The sequence below is a fragment of the Chryseobacterium sp. BGARF1 genome (genome assembly GCF_001677955.1).
In the GTDB taxonomy this organism is placed as follows: domain Bacteria; phylum Bacteroidota; class Bacteroidia; order Flavobacteriales; family Weeksellaceae; genus Chryseobacterium.
In genome coordinates this window covers 37,217-54,672 of the sequence record NZ_LELA01000090.1, presented here as the reverse complement: position 1 = coordinate 54,672, position 17,456 = coordinate 37,217, and the positions used below count along the sequence as shown (strand labels likewise).

Here is a 17,456-nt window from a genome sequence, read left to right as displayed (position 1 = left end):
TTTTAACAACTACCTGTTTTTAAGTTCGCAAAGGCGTTCTACTTATCGAAGAATACTAAGAATTTTCAGTTATAGTAGATTAGAGAAAATCAGATTTTTTTAAAATGATATTTACGATTAAAATTAAATTATCCCGAATTATAAATATTATTTTTAATTTTGTTTTATGGATTTAAGAGACCAACTAAAAAACCTTTTTCCTGAGCATGAAGAACAGGATTTTCAAATGCCCGAAGAAGAATTTAAGCAGAAAGAACCTCTGGTTTGTAAATTTGAAAAGAAAGGCAGAAACGGAAAGCCTGTAACGATTGTAGAAGGTTGGGAAGGCAGTGAAGATGATTTGAAAAAGATTTCAAAAAAAATAAAAACCACTTTAGGAATCGGTGGTTCTGAAAAAGACGGAACAATTATTATTCAGGGAGATAACCGTGATAAGATTATGGCTATTCTAAAAGATATGGGTTACAAAACGAAAAGAGTCGGCGGATAAGCTGTATTTCAACTTATTTTGAGGATTAAAAAAACTTAAAATGCTTTTTAATAACAAAAGAATCAAAAGAAATGATTGAAAAAGAGAAATTCAAAAGTTCCCAAAATGTAAATTTTCATCTAATAGTTTGTTTTACTAGCTTTTGAATAGCCTATTTCATCATAAAATCTTTTGCCGCTTTTGTGGTTTAATAAAAAATTGCCATCGACAAAGAACATGACGACAGCAAAAGAGAAAGTGTAATTATTAAAACGCAAATCTAAGATTTCAATATTACCGGAACTTTAATCTTAAATTAAATAAAGATTATCTTTTAAGTGATTCGCTTTTTATAAAACAAAATCCTTATCTTCACCTCCCTTTTTTAATAAAATAATTATGCTAAATAAACTTGCAGCTTCAGAATTGGTTCTGAACGAAGACGGAAGTGTGTATCACCTTAACCTGTTACCAGAAGATATTGCCAACAAAATAATCTTGGTAGGTGACCCGGACAGAGTTCCAAAGGTTTCTAAGTACTTTGACAAAGTTGAAGTAAAAAAAAATAAAAGAGAATTTTACACTCACACAGGAACTTTGCGTGGTGAGAGAATCTCTGTAATGTCAACCGGAATCGGTACCGAAAACATTGATATTGTAATGAACGAGCTTGATGCTTTGGTCAATATTGATCTAAAAGAAAAAGAATTTAAATCTGAGCATCAGTCATTAGAATTATTCAGAATGGGAACTTGCGGAAGTGTAAATCCTGATGTGCAGGTTGACAATATGTTGGTTACTCAAAATGTGGTTGGGCTTGACGGTTTGATGCATTTTTATCAGGATTATCAGTTTGAAAATGAATTTTCTAAAAATTTCTTTGAAAAATTTCCGTACGAAAAAATTAAGCCCATGCTTTATTTCTCTGAATGGTCTGAAGAATTGGGCGAATTGTATAAAGATGCCAAATACCACGGAAATACAGCTACTTTCCCTGGATTTTACGCTCCACAAGGAAGACAGCTTCGTTTAAAAGCTTTGGATGATAAATTTCTTGAGACTTTGAATGATCTAGGAATTACCAATTTTGAAATGGAAACATCTGCAATTTATGCTTTCTCAAAATTGCTAGGCCACAAAGCAATTACCGTAAATAACGTGATTGCCAACAGAAGACGTGGTGAGTTTTCATCAGACCATCATGCTTCTGAAAAGAATTTGATTGAGTGGGTTCTCGACAGAATCATAAAATAATATTTAAAGGATTTCATTATTTGAAATCCTTTTTTATTTGTTGTAGTTAATCTCATGTTCGTGCTTATAAAAAACGAATATTAAACATTATGAAAATTTTAACAGCATCATTTGTTTTTAGGAATAGTTCTTGTTTAATCTTATAGTATAACACTTAAATATTAACATAATGGAAAATCAGGATTACAACAAAGCAGAAAAAGCGGTAGATAACACAGAAAATTCTCTAAAAAATGCAGCAACAGAAGCTAAGTGGAAAATTAGTGACTTAGCAGACAAAGCCAGAGACTATATCAATGAGAAAAGGAATAATGATGAAGAAGCAAAACATGAAGATTGGCTAGACAGGGTAAAAGCTAATGCTGCAGATACATGGGAAGATATCAAAGATGGAGCGAATGAAGCTTGGGAAAAAACCAAAGATGCTGCAGAAGATGTAAAAGCAGAATGGAACAAAAAAACTAACTAAGTTTATTAGTCTTTTATATATTATCAAAGAAAAACGGGGTCTTTTTAGGAAGGCTTCGTTTTTTATTATGTTGTAAACACAAATTATCATTACATTTGTGGATCAATAAACATTAAAAAATTATGTCATACGGTTTACTTAAAGGCAAGAAGGGAATTATTTTTGGAGCCCTTAATGAACAATCTATCGCATGGAAAGTTGCTGAAAGATGCCACGAAGAAGGCGCAGAATTTATCCTGTCAAACGCTCCAATCGCTCTTAGAATGGGAGAATTGAACGGTTTAGCAGAAAAAACAGGTTCTGAGGTGATCGGTGCAGATGCAACTTCTATCGAAGATCTTGAAAAACTTTTTGATGCTGCTGTTGCGAAATTCGGTAAAATCGACTTCATCCTTCACTCTATCGGTATGTCTATCAACGTGAGAAAAGGAAAGCATTATACCGAAATGAATTACGACTGGTTGGAAAAAGGTTGGGATATTTCAGCAGTTTCTTTCCATAAAGTAATGAGAGTAGCTTACGAAAAAGACTGTATGAACGAATGGGGAAGTATTTTGGCATTAACTTATATTGCTGCTCAAAGAACATTCCCAGATTATAACGATATGTCTGATAACAAAGCATATTTGGAAAGTATCGCAAGAACTTTCGGAAACTATTGGGGTGAAAGAAAAGTGCGTGTAAATACAGTTTCTCAGTCTCCTACTCCAACTACTGCTGGTAGCGGCGTAAAAGGTTTCGGAGGTTTCTTAGGATATGCTGAAGATATGTCTCCACTTGGAAATGCTACAGCTCTAGAATGTGCAGACTACTGCGTAACTCTTTTCTCGGATTTAACGAAGAAAGTAACCATGCAGAATCTTTTCCACGATGGAGGATTCAGCAGCTCTGGAGTTACTCAGAAAGTGATCAGCAAATATGATGTTGAATAAGTGAAATTTTCACTCTAAATAATTAAATCCGAAGCATTTTTGTTTCGGTTTTTTTTGTGAATTTTTTACTAAAAATAAATTCAGCGAAACCCAAGGTATTAGTACACTTGAAATCTAATGAAAACCCGGCGAAGGCGTAACGCCTATTTATGTAAGAGTAACAAACGGGAGTGGATGTTTGTTATAATATTTACTTTCAGGAAAAATTGAATGTCTTTTATGAGCGATTCGGGGAGAGGTTTTAAACCTGATTATTTTTTCTTCCATTCTATTTAAATTATCAGCAAATTTAATGTTTAGAAATTGTTTTAATATGCGAAACCTTAATCTAAAAATTATTGAATCTCATGTTTTTCACCATGTCCTTTGTCTGCTACTTCAATTTTACCGCCAGTGCTACACATACAAAAAGAATCCTCAGTAAGAATTTTGTAATTGTTGATAGTATCTTTCTCTGTTGTTTTTTGCCATATTTTCGGTGCAGGAATACAAGGTAAATACCCGCCTGTTGTTGGCTTTAGCTTGCATTGCCCGAAAGGTTTTATATTAACCATAGCCTGTTTATCCTGTTCTGTAGCAATCATTTTTCCGTCCGCCGTAGAAAAATTCTGACTGGTAACCGTAAGATTACTGGGCATAATTCCTTGATTGCATGATAGTTGGGCGGTATCTGTGATTTTTTGTGGCATTATTTACTTTCTTTTTTATATAAAGTCTCAACAGTAGTTCCTTCGCCTCCTTTACCAAGTTGTATTTCAACAAGTAATACTTCTCCATTAATACCATTAAGCATTATTCTTATAATACCACCTCTCGGATTATCCTTATACTTTCCAATATAACTAATATTCCAAGTTGGAAAATTGTAATCAGGATATTCCAAATCGTTGCCAATACCAACTTTATCTTTCAAAATATCTAATTTTAAATCCTGTTCAATATACTTCTTTACCTGTTCCCAAGTAAACTTGAAAGGCTTATCATAATCTTCTGCTTTGGTTAGTTTGCCACTTTCATCATATTTATAAAAAACACCTTTTATAAAACCTCCATTAACGAAACGATTGTATTTCATCCATAAACGTCTATTAGGATGATATTCTTTACTTAAAGTAAAAAGAGAATTTTTAGGGGTGATATCTCTGGTAAATAATATTAATTCATCATCAGTTTCAAGTACTTTTGCACCGTCCGCTCTAATATATTCATATCCGCCATCAATTTTATTTTTTTTATATTTTTGAATATCCTGTTCTGTAAATTCTTCTGTTGTATATGTTTGCATGGTTTTAGGATTTATTGGGATTTCTATTTTTATATTTGATGATTTGCCTTCGTTATTATCATTCTTCTTTTCTTTGTCTTGAGAATGACAAGAATTTATTACTAATAATAAGCTAATTAATGCTATTTTTTTCATTTTTTATAAAATTTTAAAGTGTCTGAATATTCGACTATCCACATTTCCTAATCGCATAATAATTATTATCAGTAATTTTTTGTGCGTGAAAAAACACTTACTTTTTTTCAAAAATTATTTGTTGCTCTCCATCACGACCCAGTATTTTTTTTACTTTTAATAATTCTCCATCTGTTCCGTCTAAAGTAACATAATAAACTCCAAAAACATCCTTGTAATTGCCTTTGAAACTAATGTCCCATGTTGGTTTTCCTCCTGATAATCCATTATAGTTATTTATGTTTACTTCATCTTTAAAAAAATCTAATTTTAAATCCTGTTCAACATACTTCTTTACCTGTTCCCAAGTAAACTTGAAAGGCTTATCATAATCTTCTGCTTTTATTAATTTGCCTTTTTCATCATATTCATAACGAATGCCTTTTATAAAGCCTCTATCGCCAAAGGTTTCCCATTTACTTTTTAATGGTCCACTTTTGTAATACTCTTTTTGAGTGGTAAAAAGTGAACCTTTAGGGGTTAATACTTTCATAAAAGAATTATCAAAATCTGTCTCCATTATTTTACCATTATTGGTTTCGTATTCATAAGTTCTGCTAATTTTATTGGAGTGTTTAAAATAATTTTCGATGTCAAATTTTTCTGTTGTATATGTTTGCATGGTTTTAGGGTTTATTGGGATTTCTATTTTTATATTTGATGATTTGCCTTCTTTATTATCATTCTTCTTTTCTTTGTCCTGAGAATGACAAGAATTTATTACTAATAATAAGCTAATTAATGCTATTTTTTTCATTTTTTATAAAATTTTAAAGTATCATTGTCTTCGACTCTATATATTGTAAAAAGAAAATCTTCTTTGTAAAATAGTTTGCCAAATCGAAAATTGTTGATTTTTACTAAGTCTTCCTCAAAAGTGTATTTTTGATTTTCAATTCTATTTTCTCTAATTTCATTTGGATTATCAGTATCTATTTGATAATAATGAACTTTAACACTATCTTTTTTAAAATTTAATCTACAAGAATCATAAATCATAAATCCACCTGTATTTGTTTTAGCACAAGAGGAACCAACTCTTGCCACGTATATTGTATTTTCTATTTTATTATTACAAGATATTGAACATACAGCGAATAATGTAAATACTGCTATTTTCATTACTATATTTTTTTTACATTTGGATATATAAATGCATATTGCCAATGCCACAATTGAATAACAGGAATTGCAGGACTGGCTTCTATATCGGAATAATCCATAATGTTGTCAGTTGTTGCACGTTGAAACATGTGGTCTCCTCCATGAAAAGGATGTTTTAATCCCATTGCATGAAGACCTTCGTGAGCAATAGTGCTATCAGTAAAACCAGGATTATATACAACAACAGATTTAGCTGCTGAAGGAATTCCAAATGCACGCCCATAAAGTCCACCCGTAGTTTGGGCAATGAAATAAAATTTGTATACATCATCATACTTGTTTCCATATTTGGCTCTAACCTGAAAATTCAAAAATATTTGAATGGCATCAGTTGCTCCATTTGGGATAGCACCTCCTGTTACATTAGCTGCATTATTAAATAATGTTCTTAAATTAGTTGTTCTTCCTGAAGCATCAGTATTTGAAGTTAAATCTAAATCAATTGTGGTTTGAAAATTTGGGTTAACTAATGCTTGTCTTAAATATTTTTTTAAAACCGACTGTCTATTTGGAGAAGGTGTACTCATGGAAACTGTTCCATTTATATTTGTATTTACTCTAACAATCACACAATCTACTTTGTAACGTTGTTTATTAGGAGTAACCAGCATTTTACCCGCTAAAGCTTTTTCTTCTTCTCCTTTTGCATTTTTAAATACTGAAACAACTTGAATGTTTTTATACTTTTCAAAAGATTTAATGCATGTTATTGTAATTGTAGTTTTATGAACACCTTTAGATGTTTGTGAAAAACTCTGCTTATCAATGGTAAATAATGATTTATCATATTCAATCTCTAATCTTAGAGGAGCCACTTCAACATCAATGGTGACATCCAAAGTTGCAGAAGTATGAGTAAACCCTTTTGGAACTTCATTTTTAGGATACAAAGTAAGCCATGGCACAAAGTAAGTAAATGTTATTCTTCTTCCTCTACCGTCTTTTCTAGTAAATGTTCTCTGCTGATAGGCTGTTTTCAACTTATTGTAATCTGATGAGATAAATTTGTAGGCATTTGCTCTGGTGTCTCCTGGTAAAGAAGTGTCTCCTAGTCTCATCCAATCAAAACCATATTTTCCATTCCAACTAGTTTTAGGTCTAAAAGTAACAAAACATCTGCCATCCATGTAAATTGGAATCTTTTTATATGGTTGCGCTTTATTGGTTTGATTATTCCCCTGCTTACCATGCATATCAACAACCCCTTTGCTATTAACAATGGTGTTTTGGTCAGAGTGCATAAACAGTTTTTGAGTTCCCGCTAAATTAGCTTCTTTTGCTTGAATGAATAATTCATTTTCAGTATTAATAATTGTTTTTGTTGCTTGTGTATGAAATAATTCAGATACAGTTTGTAACATGATAGGTGTATTCATCAATGTTTTCTGAAGATAATTCATTAGTGCCGTATTTCCAACGGTTGATGTCATATTATTAGCCACGTTAATATCAAAATTATTATTGGCATTAATTTCAACATCAGTGGCACTCATTGTTATTTTATTGGGAGCAGTAACATTGATATTACCTTGTCCGTCCATAAAGTAAACATTTCCACTTGGGTCTTCAATCGTTACACTTCTTTCAGCGTCATTCATTAAAACCTTGATACCACTTTTGGTTTGAATTGAGCGTAAATAATCATCCACACCTCCTCCTAAACCAATACCCTTTCTATTCTTCAACAAAATTTTGAGCGGCTTTAACAATAGATATTTTTCCACCAACAGAACATTGACAAATAGAACAATCTAACAATTCTCTTTTGCCATCAATTTCAAAAACCGAAGTATCTTGCCATTGTATTGGAGTAGGAATACAAGATAAAAAACCTCCTGACGTTGGTTTTAATTTACATTGTCCAAAGGGTTTTATATTAGTGTTAGGTTGCTTATCTTCTTCTGTAGCCTGCAATTTCCCTTCAATACTCATAAAGGATTGACTTGTTACTGTGATAGGTGTTGGAGATGTACCTTTATCACATTGTAATTGGGTTGTATTTGTGATGTGTTGTGGCATGTTGTATTATTTATAATCTTCCATGAATTGTTGTTCTTTATTCCACAGCTTTTTATTCTTCAATAAACTAACAACATATTTTTTCAAACTATCTGATACCATTCCTATGAAGAAACAAGGGACAATTTCCTGTTCATTTTCATCAATCTTAGTTTTACATCCTATTTTTTTTACAATTAAATTTTTAGTCTCAGAAGAAATTGTAGCTGTTTGAACAATTTTATTTTTGTTGTAAAAATCTAATTGTATATCATACTGATATGGTAAGGCATGCCCAGAGATTGGTGTTTGTAATAAAGATGTTAATTTTTTTATTTCACCCTTGTTTAAATTAGCAGACCCCGTTTTTACAATACTTTCGTTAGGTTCAACCCCACTTGGATAATATAACATCGTTACACTGTCTTTTTTTAATATTTGTGGCTCTGTAGTCTTATCTTTAAAATAAACAGTTGATATGACAACTTTATCTACTTCCTTTGTGGTGAAATTTTGGTTTTTAAATTGTTGACATGAAAAAAACGAATTGATGAAAGCAAATATGATTATAAAAAAGAATTTAGTTTTTTTCATTTTTATGTAACTTATGGTCTTTAGAAAATAATTTTATTTCAAATCATTTTACCTACAATTTTAATTCGTTATTTTGATGATAATAATTTTTTTATTTTTTCAAATTTATTTTCGTTTGCAATATCTAATGCTGTTTTACCTTCATTATTTTTTATTAAAACATCAGCACCTGCTAAAATCAGAATATTTACTGAATTGTAATCATTGTTATTAGCTGCATAAATTAATGCAGTATTTCCATAGTTATTACGAGCATTAATATTCACTCCTTTATTTAGTAATAATGTAAGAATTTTACAACGTCCATACATAGAAGCCATCATCAATGTTGTAGTGTTATCTTCATTAATTGCTAATACATCTGCACCATTTTCAATTAATATCTTGGCAATATCATTTTTAATTTTTTTATTACATTCCTCTTTTTTAGTGCCTTTCTTTGTTAATTTAATTTTTACTGGGTCTACTAATTTAGGCTCAAGTTGCTGTGAACAAATTGATAAAGCATCAAACAGTGGTGTCCCAAGAGATTTCCCATTGTAGAATTGAATAATATTTGGGTTGCTCTTTTTTTGAAGTAAAAGTTTAACAAATTCTTTGTTTCCATAGGCACAAGCAGTTCCTAACGGAACTCCACCATATTTCGTGCTACAATTTACATCTATGTTTTTTGAAAGAATTCGTTTAAATTCAGTTTGATTTCCTTGAATGATAGTCTCGTTCAGTTTCTCACATTCAGAAATTTGTGCATTAGTTGTGAAATAGAAAATAAAAAATAAAACAGTGATAATGTTTCTCATTTGGTTTACATTTAAGGTTTATAAGAATTATAATTTCCTTTATCTGGGTGCAATCGTATTCCTTGATGATTTTTTGGTTGTTTTTTCATAATTTACCATTTTCCATTAACCAAAAATTCAATGTGTGAGCCACTTGTTGCTCCAAACGTTTCTCTTTGAAAAAAATCAGCAGTTGCTTGTGCTATAGAAGGTTTTGGAGTGTTCTTCTCATTAAGTGCACTCCAATAATATGTGGGTGGGGTATCTGAATATACCCAATTTGAAACTCCAGAATTACAACCCCAAAATTTTATTGTTGCAGTTGGACTAAATAATGTTTTATTGCTTTTTACTTTCAAAGCTTTTTTTGTTAAATAATCATCTGTGAATAATGCTCCTACCTCAGCTTCTATTACTTCCTCATAGGTAATTTTTGTTCCTCGTCTTACACTCTGATTATAAGCTATAGTTCTTGAAGTTGCACTTTCTTGATTGTGATAACCAAGATACAATCCTCCTCCTGCTGCATGTGAAAAAACATGCAACTCTTCTATTTGAAACTTATTGAATTTACTCAAATAATCAAAAAATAAATTTTTGTTCTGCATCGAAACAATAATGATATTTTCTTTAGGATATGTTTTCAATTTTTCTTTTTTCAAACTTTCTGCAAATTGCCCAAAATCTCCTAACTCTGCACCATTTCCATAAAATATTAGTACTCCTAAGTTTTTTATATTCAAAGTAACATCCCAATCTAAGACATTTCTACCATCAATTTCGGCTACTATTAAATTTAATTCATCTATTTCATCCATTATGCATTATTTTTTTGTGTTTTATTTTTAGGTATTTCTATAGCTTCCTTTAAAATAGCATAACCTTCTTTATTAACTGTTCCTGATAAAATGAGTTCTTTTTGACCCTCTTTAATTTCTTTACCATTCTTATCAACTACTTTTAAACTAATGCTGTCACCTTCTTCATAATTTCTTGTGTAAACCAAAAGACTTGCTTTGTTTCCTCTATGAGATTGCTGTATGTTGTTTTCCATCACATCATCCATCCACTGTACATTTACAATCTGTTTTTCTTTGTTGTACTCAAACTCTCCATTCTGAGGTAGCTTATTCATCTGTGGAGCTTTGTATTCAATCTTATCTTTAGCAGTTAATAATGAGTTAGCCCCATACACATGCATTCTGTCTTTTGCTCCAAACTCTGTCTGTCCATCTGTATAACCAATAAACTTTTCTTTGCCATAAAGGTCTAAATGAGCTTTTGCTGATATTTCAGTATTGGTTCCAGCATTGATAATAGTTTTCTTCCCACTGTCTTGGCTAATCTCTTGTTTGGCGATAATCTTAATGTTCTGCCCAACATTAGTATCCATATTCTTTCCTGCTTTGGTTTCAATATTCTCTTCAATATCAAATTTCAGGTTCTTGGATTTTATGGTAATTGTTTCAAGGGCAGTAATATTGATGTTACTTCCCTCTGTATCAAATCTCAATTCATTACCACTTTTATCTGTCAATAAAATACTTTCATCTTCTGTAAAGACCAATCTATGCCCACTTCTTGTCTGTAAAGATTTCACACGGTTATCCATACCACCTCCCAATCCTACACCACCGTGAAACATTCCACCCATTGCAAAAGGAAAATCAGGATTTTGATATTCAAAACCTACCATCACTTGGTCTCCAATTTCTGGAACAGCTACAAATCCTCTGTTTTGAGTAATTGCTCCCGTTCCTCCTGCATCTGGACTCATCATTCGGATAAAATGAGTGGTATCATTTAACTGCCAATCAAACTGCACCTGTATTCTTCCTTGGTTGAGTGGGTCTATATTTGATATCACAGTCGCAACTTGTGGCTCAGCTTTTGGGGTCATAAAGTCAGGTTTAGGCATGAAGCCTGTTCCTTCTGCTATAGCTTCAAAGCTTCCTGTATAATATCCTCTGGCATTTACTTCATGACTTACCTCGGTCATCATTAATTTTGTAAAGTAAGATGTTTCATTAGAATCAGGTTTTCTCATTTCAATATCGGCTACACAGCCAATATATAGGAAAGGAACAGTTGTATTTCCAGAAACAGTAAAAACCTCAACAGCTTTACTTCCTCTTGCACTTTTTTGGGAATCATCCACATCAAGAAACATATTTGCATTTACAGGGGTTGGAGTAAGTGAACGTGTTTTGAAGATTGTATCATTCAATTCATAGGCTTTTGAGGATAAATCACCCAAATGCTTTATAGAGTTGTCTGAACCCAGCATTTTAGCGTGATTACTACTGCTATATCCAAAATATTCAGGCTTTGTATGTACTGCTTTTAACTCTACTTGTACATCAGTAACATTGCTTCCATAAACCAGCTTTACAGGCTTTTCACTTGGAGGAAGTTTTCCGAAGTGCAATATCTCTCCATCATAATAAAATTGTTCTCCATAGGCTTCTGCTATACGTGAAAGGTAATTATAATGGGTTTCACAATATTGCGCACTGTAATTGATGTAACCATTATTTTGGGTTTCTATTCTGAAATCAAAATCATTTGTTCCCAATGTTTCTTTAATGATGTTATCTGCAATAATAGATGTATTAACAGACTGATTACCTCCAAAACTTTGGGTGTGTGGTGCAGAATCCATTAGGATTGTAGGACTTTGCCCCTTCAATACAATGTTTCCCAAGCTCATTTTTTCCTGACTGAATGCTACTTTGGTAACAATACCTACAAAAGTTCTTTCAGGACTTTCATTTTCAAGGTCTTTATATTTGAAAACAATAGTAATTCGTTTTCCTAAAAACTGTTGTGCTTGTTCAAGATTGTGGTTTTGGATTTCTCCCAATGAATCATGTGCAAGAATAAGCTCGAAATTATGATGTGTTTTTGCACTTTGCTGTAAACGAAAGTGTTTAAAATGGCTGATAGATTTTCCATTCACCACAATATCAAGCTTAACCACACGGTTAATACCTGAAATATGGGTCTCCAAAATCTTCTCAGAATTAGAGTTTTTATTTTTCATGTTATGTTTTGTGTTTTAATTTGGTATAATAAGATTACTACTATTTCATCAATTAAAGAACTTTTTTTTGTTAAATTTTTAAAAGTGTAGTAAAACTACGATTCATCAAAAGTAAAAATCTTATGATGTAATTAATCTATATTAACATTCTTGTTGTTTTGGGAATAGCACTTTTATCTTTGCTGTAGAGTTTTTTAGAAAGGGTTTGAAATTTGAAAGTCGATAAAATGTTGGAGTTTTTCCAAACAAAAAAATCGCAATCTACCATTAATAGGCTGATTACGATTTTTAACGGCGAAACCAAAGGCTCCGCCGAATTTTAATTAAAAATATTAATATGAAGTGTTATAAAATTACGGTCTGAATAGAATGTGCAGGTGCAGATAATTTTGCAGACATCCCTTCGATCCAAAGATTAGTATCGATGTCATTATCAGAATCATTCATGATCACGGTAACCAACTGTCCGTTTTCATTCATGAAAGTTGTGGACGTCAAAGCCGCTCTGTTCGATGAAGTCCCGATTCTTTGAGCATTGGGCTTGATGAATTTTGAAACATGACCCACATAATAATACTCATATGTATAATGAACTTCGCCTGTTTTTGTATCTGCTATAATTGGAGCAAAACAAAAATTCCCTACATGATTGGGCCCGCCAGTTTCGTCTAAAAGTACGTTCCAGTCTGTCCATAGAGCAGTTCCTTTATTGAAATCATTGATCATATTTTTCCCATATAATTCACCTAAACTTACATCATAAATCTTAGACATATCAAATTGCTCTTTACAACCTTCGGTAAATGCCAAAAACTTATCGGGAAATGCTCTTTGAGTTTCTGATAAGTTATCAAACAGCTGCGTTTTATTGTTCCATGTTTCGTACCAGTGGTAGCCGATTCCGTGAGCGTATTTTGAAGTTTCAGGATCGCTTAAAGTTGTCGTTGCTCTTTGGTAGATCAAATCACGATTGTGATCCCAAATCATTACTTTTTTATCTTTAAAGCCATTTTTCCAAAGTGTAGGCCCTAAATTCTTTTTAAGGAACTCCCCTTCTTCTTCAGCCGTATAGATACAGGATTCCCAGGTTTGAGTTGCCATTGGTTCGTTCTGAATGGTCAGTCCCCAGACATTGATCCCTCTTTTTTCGTATTCTTTGATAAATTTAATATAATAATCTGCCCAAGTCTGGTAAAAAGGATATTCTAATCTTCCTCCTTTCAGCATACTTTTGTTAGATTTCATCCAAGAAGGCGGGCTCCATGGTGAAAAATAAAAGGTAAAATCTTTTCCAATTGCTTTCTGAGCTTCCTTGATCATTGGGATCTTATACTTTTCATCATGTGCCACATTGAATGATCTTAAAGCTGTATCATTTTCTGTAACGTAAGTATATGAATCGCTTGAAAAATCGCACGAGTTCATGTTGGTACGAACAACCGTATATCCCAAGCCGTTTTTGCCATAATAAGCTTCAATAATTTCTTTCTGCTTATCCTTTGGAAGTTTATAAAAAGTTTCAGCAGATGCATCAGTAATTGCGCCTCCTATTCCAATTAATTTCTGATATTTAAAATCTGGATCAACAAAAATACAGGCATCCGTTTCTTTTGGCTGAGCCATTTTTTCGAATTTCACCATTCCTTTATCAACCATTTTTTCATTGGTTTTAGAATTGGTAAAGATCACTTTTGCAGATTTGCCAGCATTTTTTTTCCAGTAATTTTGTGCGTTCATATTCAAAGCCATTCCGACCACAAAACAACTTACAATTAGCTTTTTCATTTATTTCTTCTTCTTTTTTATATTTCAATTAAAACATTCCATTAAAAATCATTTCGAATTCTCGCAAAATTTCCAAATGAGGGAATTTTATTTATTTTTAAATACTCTTACATAATCAATGTAATATTTTTGAGGAAAAATGGTATCGTCAATTCCTTTTATTCCGCCCCAGGATCCACCGATCGCAAGATTTAAAATAATAAAATACGGCTGATCAAAAGCCCATGCATCATAGATTTTTTCTTCGTTTATACAGGTGAAAAACTTTTTATTATCTACATAAACCTCTATTTTTTCAGGGGTCCAGTTCATTTTGTAAACATGGAATTTCTCACTTGCATCTTTTACAATAACAGTATCAGTTTTCTGCGTGTTAATCTTTTGTTTATAATCTTTTGTATGAGCTGAAGCATGAATATGCCCCTGATTGTACCCCACATGTTCCATAATGTCGATTTCTCCATCATTGGGCCATTTTCTCATTTTTTCACTCAGCATCCAGATGGCAGGCCAAGTTCCTCGACCTTTCGGAAGTTTGGCTCTCACTTCCACAGTTCCGTACTGTAAAGAAAACTTTCCTTTTGTTAAAAGCCTTGCTGAGGTATATTTTTTTTCTTCCCAATCTTCTTTTCTGGCTTCAATAATAAGTTTTCCCTTTTCTACCCTAGCATTTTCCAGACGTTTTTTTGTGTAGAACTGTGCTTCCTCATTTCCAAAACCACTTCCACCATGATCATAATTCCATTTTGTGGAATCCGGTAGTCCTTTTCTATTAAATTCATCATTCCAAATTAATTTTCTGCTTGAATCAAATTTGTTTGAAGCACAACTTAATGCTGAAGAAACTAAAGCTCCTCCTATTAAAATGGTAATAATATGTTGATATTTCATCGAGATTCTTAGTTACTATTTTTATTAATTGATCATATATTTTTAAAAGGCAAAGATCGTATTTAAAAATTAAGTTAATCTTAAGGAGCAAAGATAGAATCAATTTCATTGATTTTATGAAACTGGCTTCAAAAAGATACTTTCTCGCAATATCTTGCTTCTTAAAATTACAGTCTCAATATTAATTTTTCATTTAATTATCATTTATTTTAAAATTTATCATACTGAAAACATGTCCACAGAGATTATTAAATTCTTTTAGCATGACAAATATTGCGTATAAATGTTTCGTCTTTTACCACCAAAAGCGGGATAAAACCCGCTTTTGGTAATGAAAACTATTATTTATTTTGTCCAATTGATTCTTTTTGTCTGAACATTTTGAGAATCAGTCCCTACCATGATATCGAAATCTCCTGCTTCCCAGTCATAATTCAATTCATCATCGTAGAATTTTAAATTTTCTGGAGTTAAAGTGAAATTGACCGTCTTGGTTTCTCCTTTTTTAATAAAAACTTTTTGGAAACCCTTCAACTCTTTTACAGGTCTTACCACTTTTCCGAAGAGATCTCTGATGTACAACTGCACCACTTCTTCCCCATCGTAATTTCCGATGTTGGAAATATGTACACTGATATTTAAACTTTGATTTCCTTTAAGGTTGGTTGAACTTAAATTTATCTCAGAATATTTAAACTGAGTATAGCTTAAACCATAACCGAATGGAAATTTCGGGTCATTATCAAGGTCGATATATGCTGAAACGTAATTTCTGTCGGTGTTGTTTTTTGCTGGTCTTCCTGTATTGTAATGATTGTAATAAACAGGAATTTGTCCTTCAGTTCTAGGAAAAGACATTGGAAGTTTTCCACCCGGATTTACGGTTCCAAAAAGAACATCTGCGATAGAATTTCCTGCCTCAGTTCCCAGCCACCAAGTGTAAACAATGGTTGGAATATTATCTGCAGCCCAATCAAAAACCAAAGGTCTTCCTGCATTGATCATTAAGACGATCGGTTTCCCGGTTTTAGCAATTTCTTTTAAAAGTTCTTCCTGAACTCCCGAAAAATGAATGTTGCTTCTGCTTTTGGCTTCTCCACTCATCGCATGACCTTCACCTAAGGTCATGATTACAACATCTGCTTTTTTCGCAGTTTCTACCGCTTCTGCAAACATGGATTTGTTCTGATCATCAACATTGGCACCTTTTGCATACAACAAAGTAGAATTTTTATCTAATTGATTTTTAATTCCATCAAACTGCGTTACAATTCTTTGATCATCATCTTTAAATGCGATTGACCAAAAACCATGATTGGCAACTGTTTCTTTTCCAAAAGGACCAATCAATGCCACAGTTTTTGTTGTTTTTGAAAGCGGAAGAATATTCTTTTCATTCTTAAGCAAAACAATAGATTTTGAACCAAATTCTCTACCAAATTTTCTATTTTCCCGATTGTTTAATTGTTCTTTCTGCCTCTTTTCACTGCTAAATCTGTAAGGATCATCAAATAATCCCATTTCAAATTTTTTAACCAAAATTCTTCTCGTTGCGTCATCGATCAACTTAGCATCAACTTTCCCTTCCTGGATCAATTTTGGAAGTTCAGCCATGTAAGCACGGCTTTCCATATCCATATCAGTTCCTGCGTTCATGGCTTTTTCGGCAGCTTCTTTATTGTCTTTGGCATATCCGTGAGGAACCATTTCTCCGATACTTCCCCAATCTGAAACTACAAAACCTTTATAATTCCATTGGTCTTTTAAAAGATCTCTTAAAATATATTTGTTTGCCGTTGCCGGAATTCCATTGATGTCATTAAAAGAGTTCATGAAAGTAGCAACTCCGGCTTCTGCTGCTGCTTTGAAAGGAGGTAAGTAAGTTTCGTGTAATTGCCTTAAGCTCATATCCACAGAATTATAATCTCTTCCGCCGACTGCAGCGCCGTATGCTGCAAAATGTTTCGCACAAGCCATTATCGCATCAACATTTCCGAGACCTTTTCCCTGAAAACCTTTGATTCTTGCCAAACCAATTTGCATTCCCAGATACGTATCTTCACCGGAACCTTCCATGACTCTTCCCCATCTCGGATCTCTTGCAATGTCGACCATTGGTGCAAAAGTCCAGTGAATTCCGTATGCGGAAGCTTCAGTTGCAGCGATTCGTTCTGATTTTTCAATTAATTTTAAATCCCAACTTGCAGCCTGACCCAAATTCACGGGAAATGTTGTTCTGTACCCATGAATTACATCCTGACCAAAGAGTAAAGGAATTTTTAATCTAGATTTTAAAGCTAATTCCTGAAATTTTTTCGTTTCTTCTGCTCCTGCAACATTGAGCATAGAACCAACTTTTCCTTTTTTTATTTCTTCTAAAACTGTTGCAGAATTTGAGTTTTGCGGGCCCGTTGCGTATTCAAAACCGCTGTATTGAACCAACTGCCCTACTTTCTCTTCCAATGTCATTTTAGACAACAGTTCAGAAACTTTCTGATCAATTGTTTTTTGTCCAAAAACATTGAAACCGAATACTGTAAATGCTAATATGAAATATATCTTCTTCATTTATAATTAGTTTTGGTATGTTTCTAAAAGCAAAGTTCGCAAAGATTTTCT

Annotated in this window: 17 protein-coding genes; 4 read left to right on the top strand and 13 right to left on the bottom strand. The window is 32.6% G+C overall.

What is annotated here, in order from left to right; all coding sequences use genetic code 11:
• Positions 1 to 166: 166 nt before the first annotated feature.
• The 4 genes from AB671_RS17085 to AB671_RS17070 all read left to right on the top strand — a co-directional run bounded on the left by AB671_RS17085 (position 167) and on the right by AB671_RS17070 (position 3,124).
• Positions 167 to 490 carry a translation initiation factor gene (locus AB671_RS17085; protein ID WP_066679018.1) on the top strand — a complete coding sequence of 108 codons (324 nt, stop codon included), beginning with the start codon at positions 167 to 169 and terminating at the stop codon, positions 488 to 490.
• Positions 491 to 868: 378 nt separating this feature from the next.
• Complete coding sequence (locus AB671_RS17080) at positions 869 to 1,723, top strand: nucleoside phosphorylase (RefSeq protein WP_066679020.1); 855 nt, start codon at positions 869 to 871, stop codon at positions 1,721 to 1,723.
• Positions 1,724 to 1,892: 169 nt separating this feature from the next.
• Positions 1,893 to 2,192, top strand: a complete 300-nt coding sequence (locus AB671_RS17075; protein WP_066679022.1) for a hypothetical protein — start codon at positions 1,893 to 1,895, stop codon at positions 2,190 to 2,192.
• 122 nt (positions 2,193 to 2,314) lie between these two features.
• Positions 2,315 to 3,124 (top strand): enoyl-ACP reductase, encoded by an 810-nt coding sequence (locus tag AB671_RS17070; RefSeq protein WP_066679025.1) that lies wholly within the window; start codon positions 2,315 to 2,317, stop codon positions 3,122 to 3,124.
• Positions 3,125 to 3,459: 335 nt separating this feature from the next.
• On the opposite strand, the gene AB671_RS17065 is transcribed toward AB671_RS17070, so the two are convergent.
• The 13 genes from AB671_RS17065 to bglX all read right to left on the bottom strand — a co-directional run bounded on the left by AB671_RS17065 (position 3,460) and on the right by bglX (position 17,405).
• Entirely contained in the window at positions 3,460 to 3,813 is a 354-nt protein-coding gene (locus tag AB671_RS17065; protein WP_066679027.1) for a DUF4280 domain-containing protein, read from the bottom strand.
• Positions 3,813 to 4,544 carry a hypothetical protein gene (locus tag AB671_RS17060; protein WP_066679029.1) on the bottom strand — a complete coding sequence of 244 codons (732 nt, stop codon included), beginning with the start codon at positions 4,542 to 4,544 and terminating at the stop codon, positions 3,813 to 3,815. Before AB671_RS17060 ends, AB671_RS17065 begins: the two co-directional genes overlap by 1 nt.
• A gap of 97 nt (positions 4,545 to 4,641) precedes the next feature.
• A complete protein-coding gene (locus tag AB671_RS17055) occupies positions 4,642 to 5,340 on the bottom strand; it encodes a hypothetical protein (RefSeq protein ID WP_066679031.1) in 699 nt (232 codons plus the stop codon).
• Positions 5,337 to 5,705, bottom strand: coding sequence for a hypothetical protein (locus AB671_RS17050; RefSeq protein WP_066679033.1), 369 nt, complete (start codon positions 5,703 to 5,705; stop codon positions 5,337 to 5,339). Before AB671_RS17050 ends, AB671_RS17055 begins: the two co-directional genes overlap by 4 nt.
• A gap of 2 nt (positions 5,706 to 5,707) precedes the next feature.
• Entirely contained in the window at positions 5,708 to 7,432 is a 1,725-nt protein-coding gene (locus tag AB671_RS17045) for a hypothetical protein (protein ID WP_157444236.1), read from the bottom strand.
• Positions 7,422 to 7,766, bottom strand: a complete 345-nt coding sequence (locus AB671_RS17040) for a DUF4280 domain-containing protein (RefSeq protein WP_066679039.1) — start codon at positions 7,764 to 7,766, stop codon at positions 7,422 to 7,424. The genes AB671_RS17045 and AB671_RS17040 overlap by 11 nt, the downstream gene beginning before the upstream one ends.
• 6 nt (positions 7,767 to 7,772) lie before the next feature.
• Positions 7,773 to 8,339 carry a hypothetical protein gene (locus AB671_RS17035; RefSeq protein WP_066679041.1) on the bottom strand — a complete coding sequence of 189 codons (567 nt, stop codon included), beginning with the start codon at positions 8,337 to 8,339 and terminating at the stop codon, positions 7,773 to 7,775.
• Between the two features lie 68 nt (positions 8,340 to 8,407).
• Positions 8,408 to 9,139, bottom strand: a complete 732-nt coding sequence (locus AB671_RS17030; protein ID WP_066679043.1) for an ankyrin repeat domain-containing protein — start codon at positions 9,137 to 9,139, stop codon at positions 8,408 to 8,410.
• Between the two features lie 92 nt (positions 9,140 to 9,231).
• The gene (locus AB671_RS17025) at positions 9,232 to 9,936 is read right to left on the bottom strand and encodes a hypothetical protein (protein ID WP_066679045.1); all 705 of its coding nucleotides are present in this window, start codon (positions 9,934 to 9,936) and stop codon (positions 9,232 to 9,234) included.
• Positions 9,936 to 12,161: a type VI secretion system Vgr family protein gene (locus AB671_RS17020; RefSeq protein WP_157444235.1), complete on the bottom strand. Its 2,226-nt coding sequence runs from the start codon at positions 12,159 to 12,161 to the stop codon at positions 9,936 to 9,938. The genes AB671_RS17025 and AB671_RS17020 overlap by 1 nt, the downstream gene beginning before the upstream one ends.
• Positions 12,162 to 12,506: 345 nt before the next feature.
• Positions 12,507 to 13,946: a glycoside hydrolase family 30 protein gene (locus AB671_RS17015; RefSeq protein ID WP_066679046.1), complete on the bottom strand. Its 1,440-nt coding sequence runs from the start codon at positions 13,944 to 13,946 to the stop codon at positions 12,507 to 12,509.
• 87 nt (positions 13,947 to 14,033) lie between these two features.
• Positions 14,034 to 14,837, bottom strand: coding sequence for a family 16 glycosylhydrolase (locus AB671_RS17010; RefSeq protein ID WP_066679049.1), 804 nt, complete (start codon positions 14,835 to 14,837; stop codon positions 14,034 to 14,036).
• A 345-nt stretch (positions 14,838 to 15,182) separates the two neighbouring features.
• Complete coding sequence (gene bglX, locus AB671_RS17005; protein WP_066679051.1) at positions 15,183 to 17,405, bottom strand: beta-glucosidase BglX; 2,223 nt, start codon at positions 17,403 to 17,405, stop codon at positions 15,183 to 15,185.
• Positions 17,406 to 17,456 lie beyond the last annotated feature (51 nt).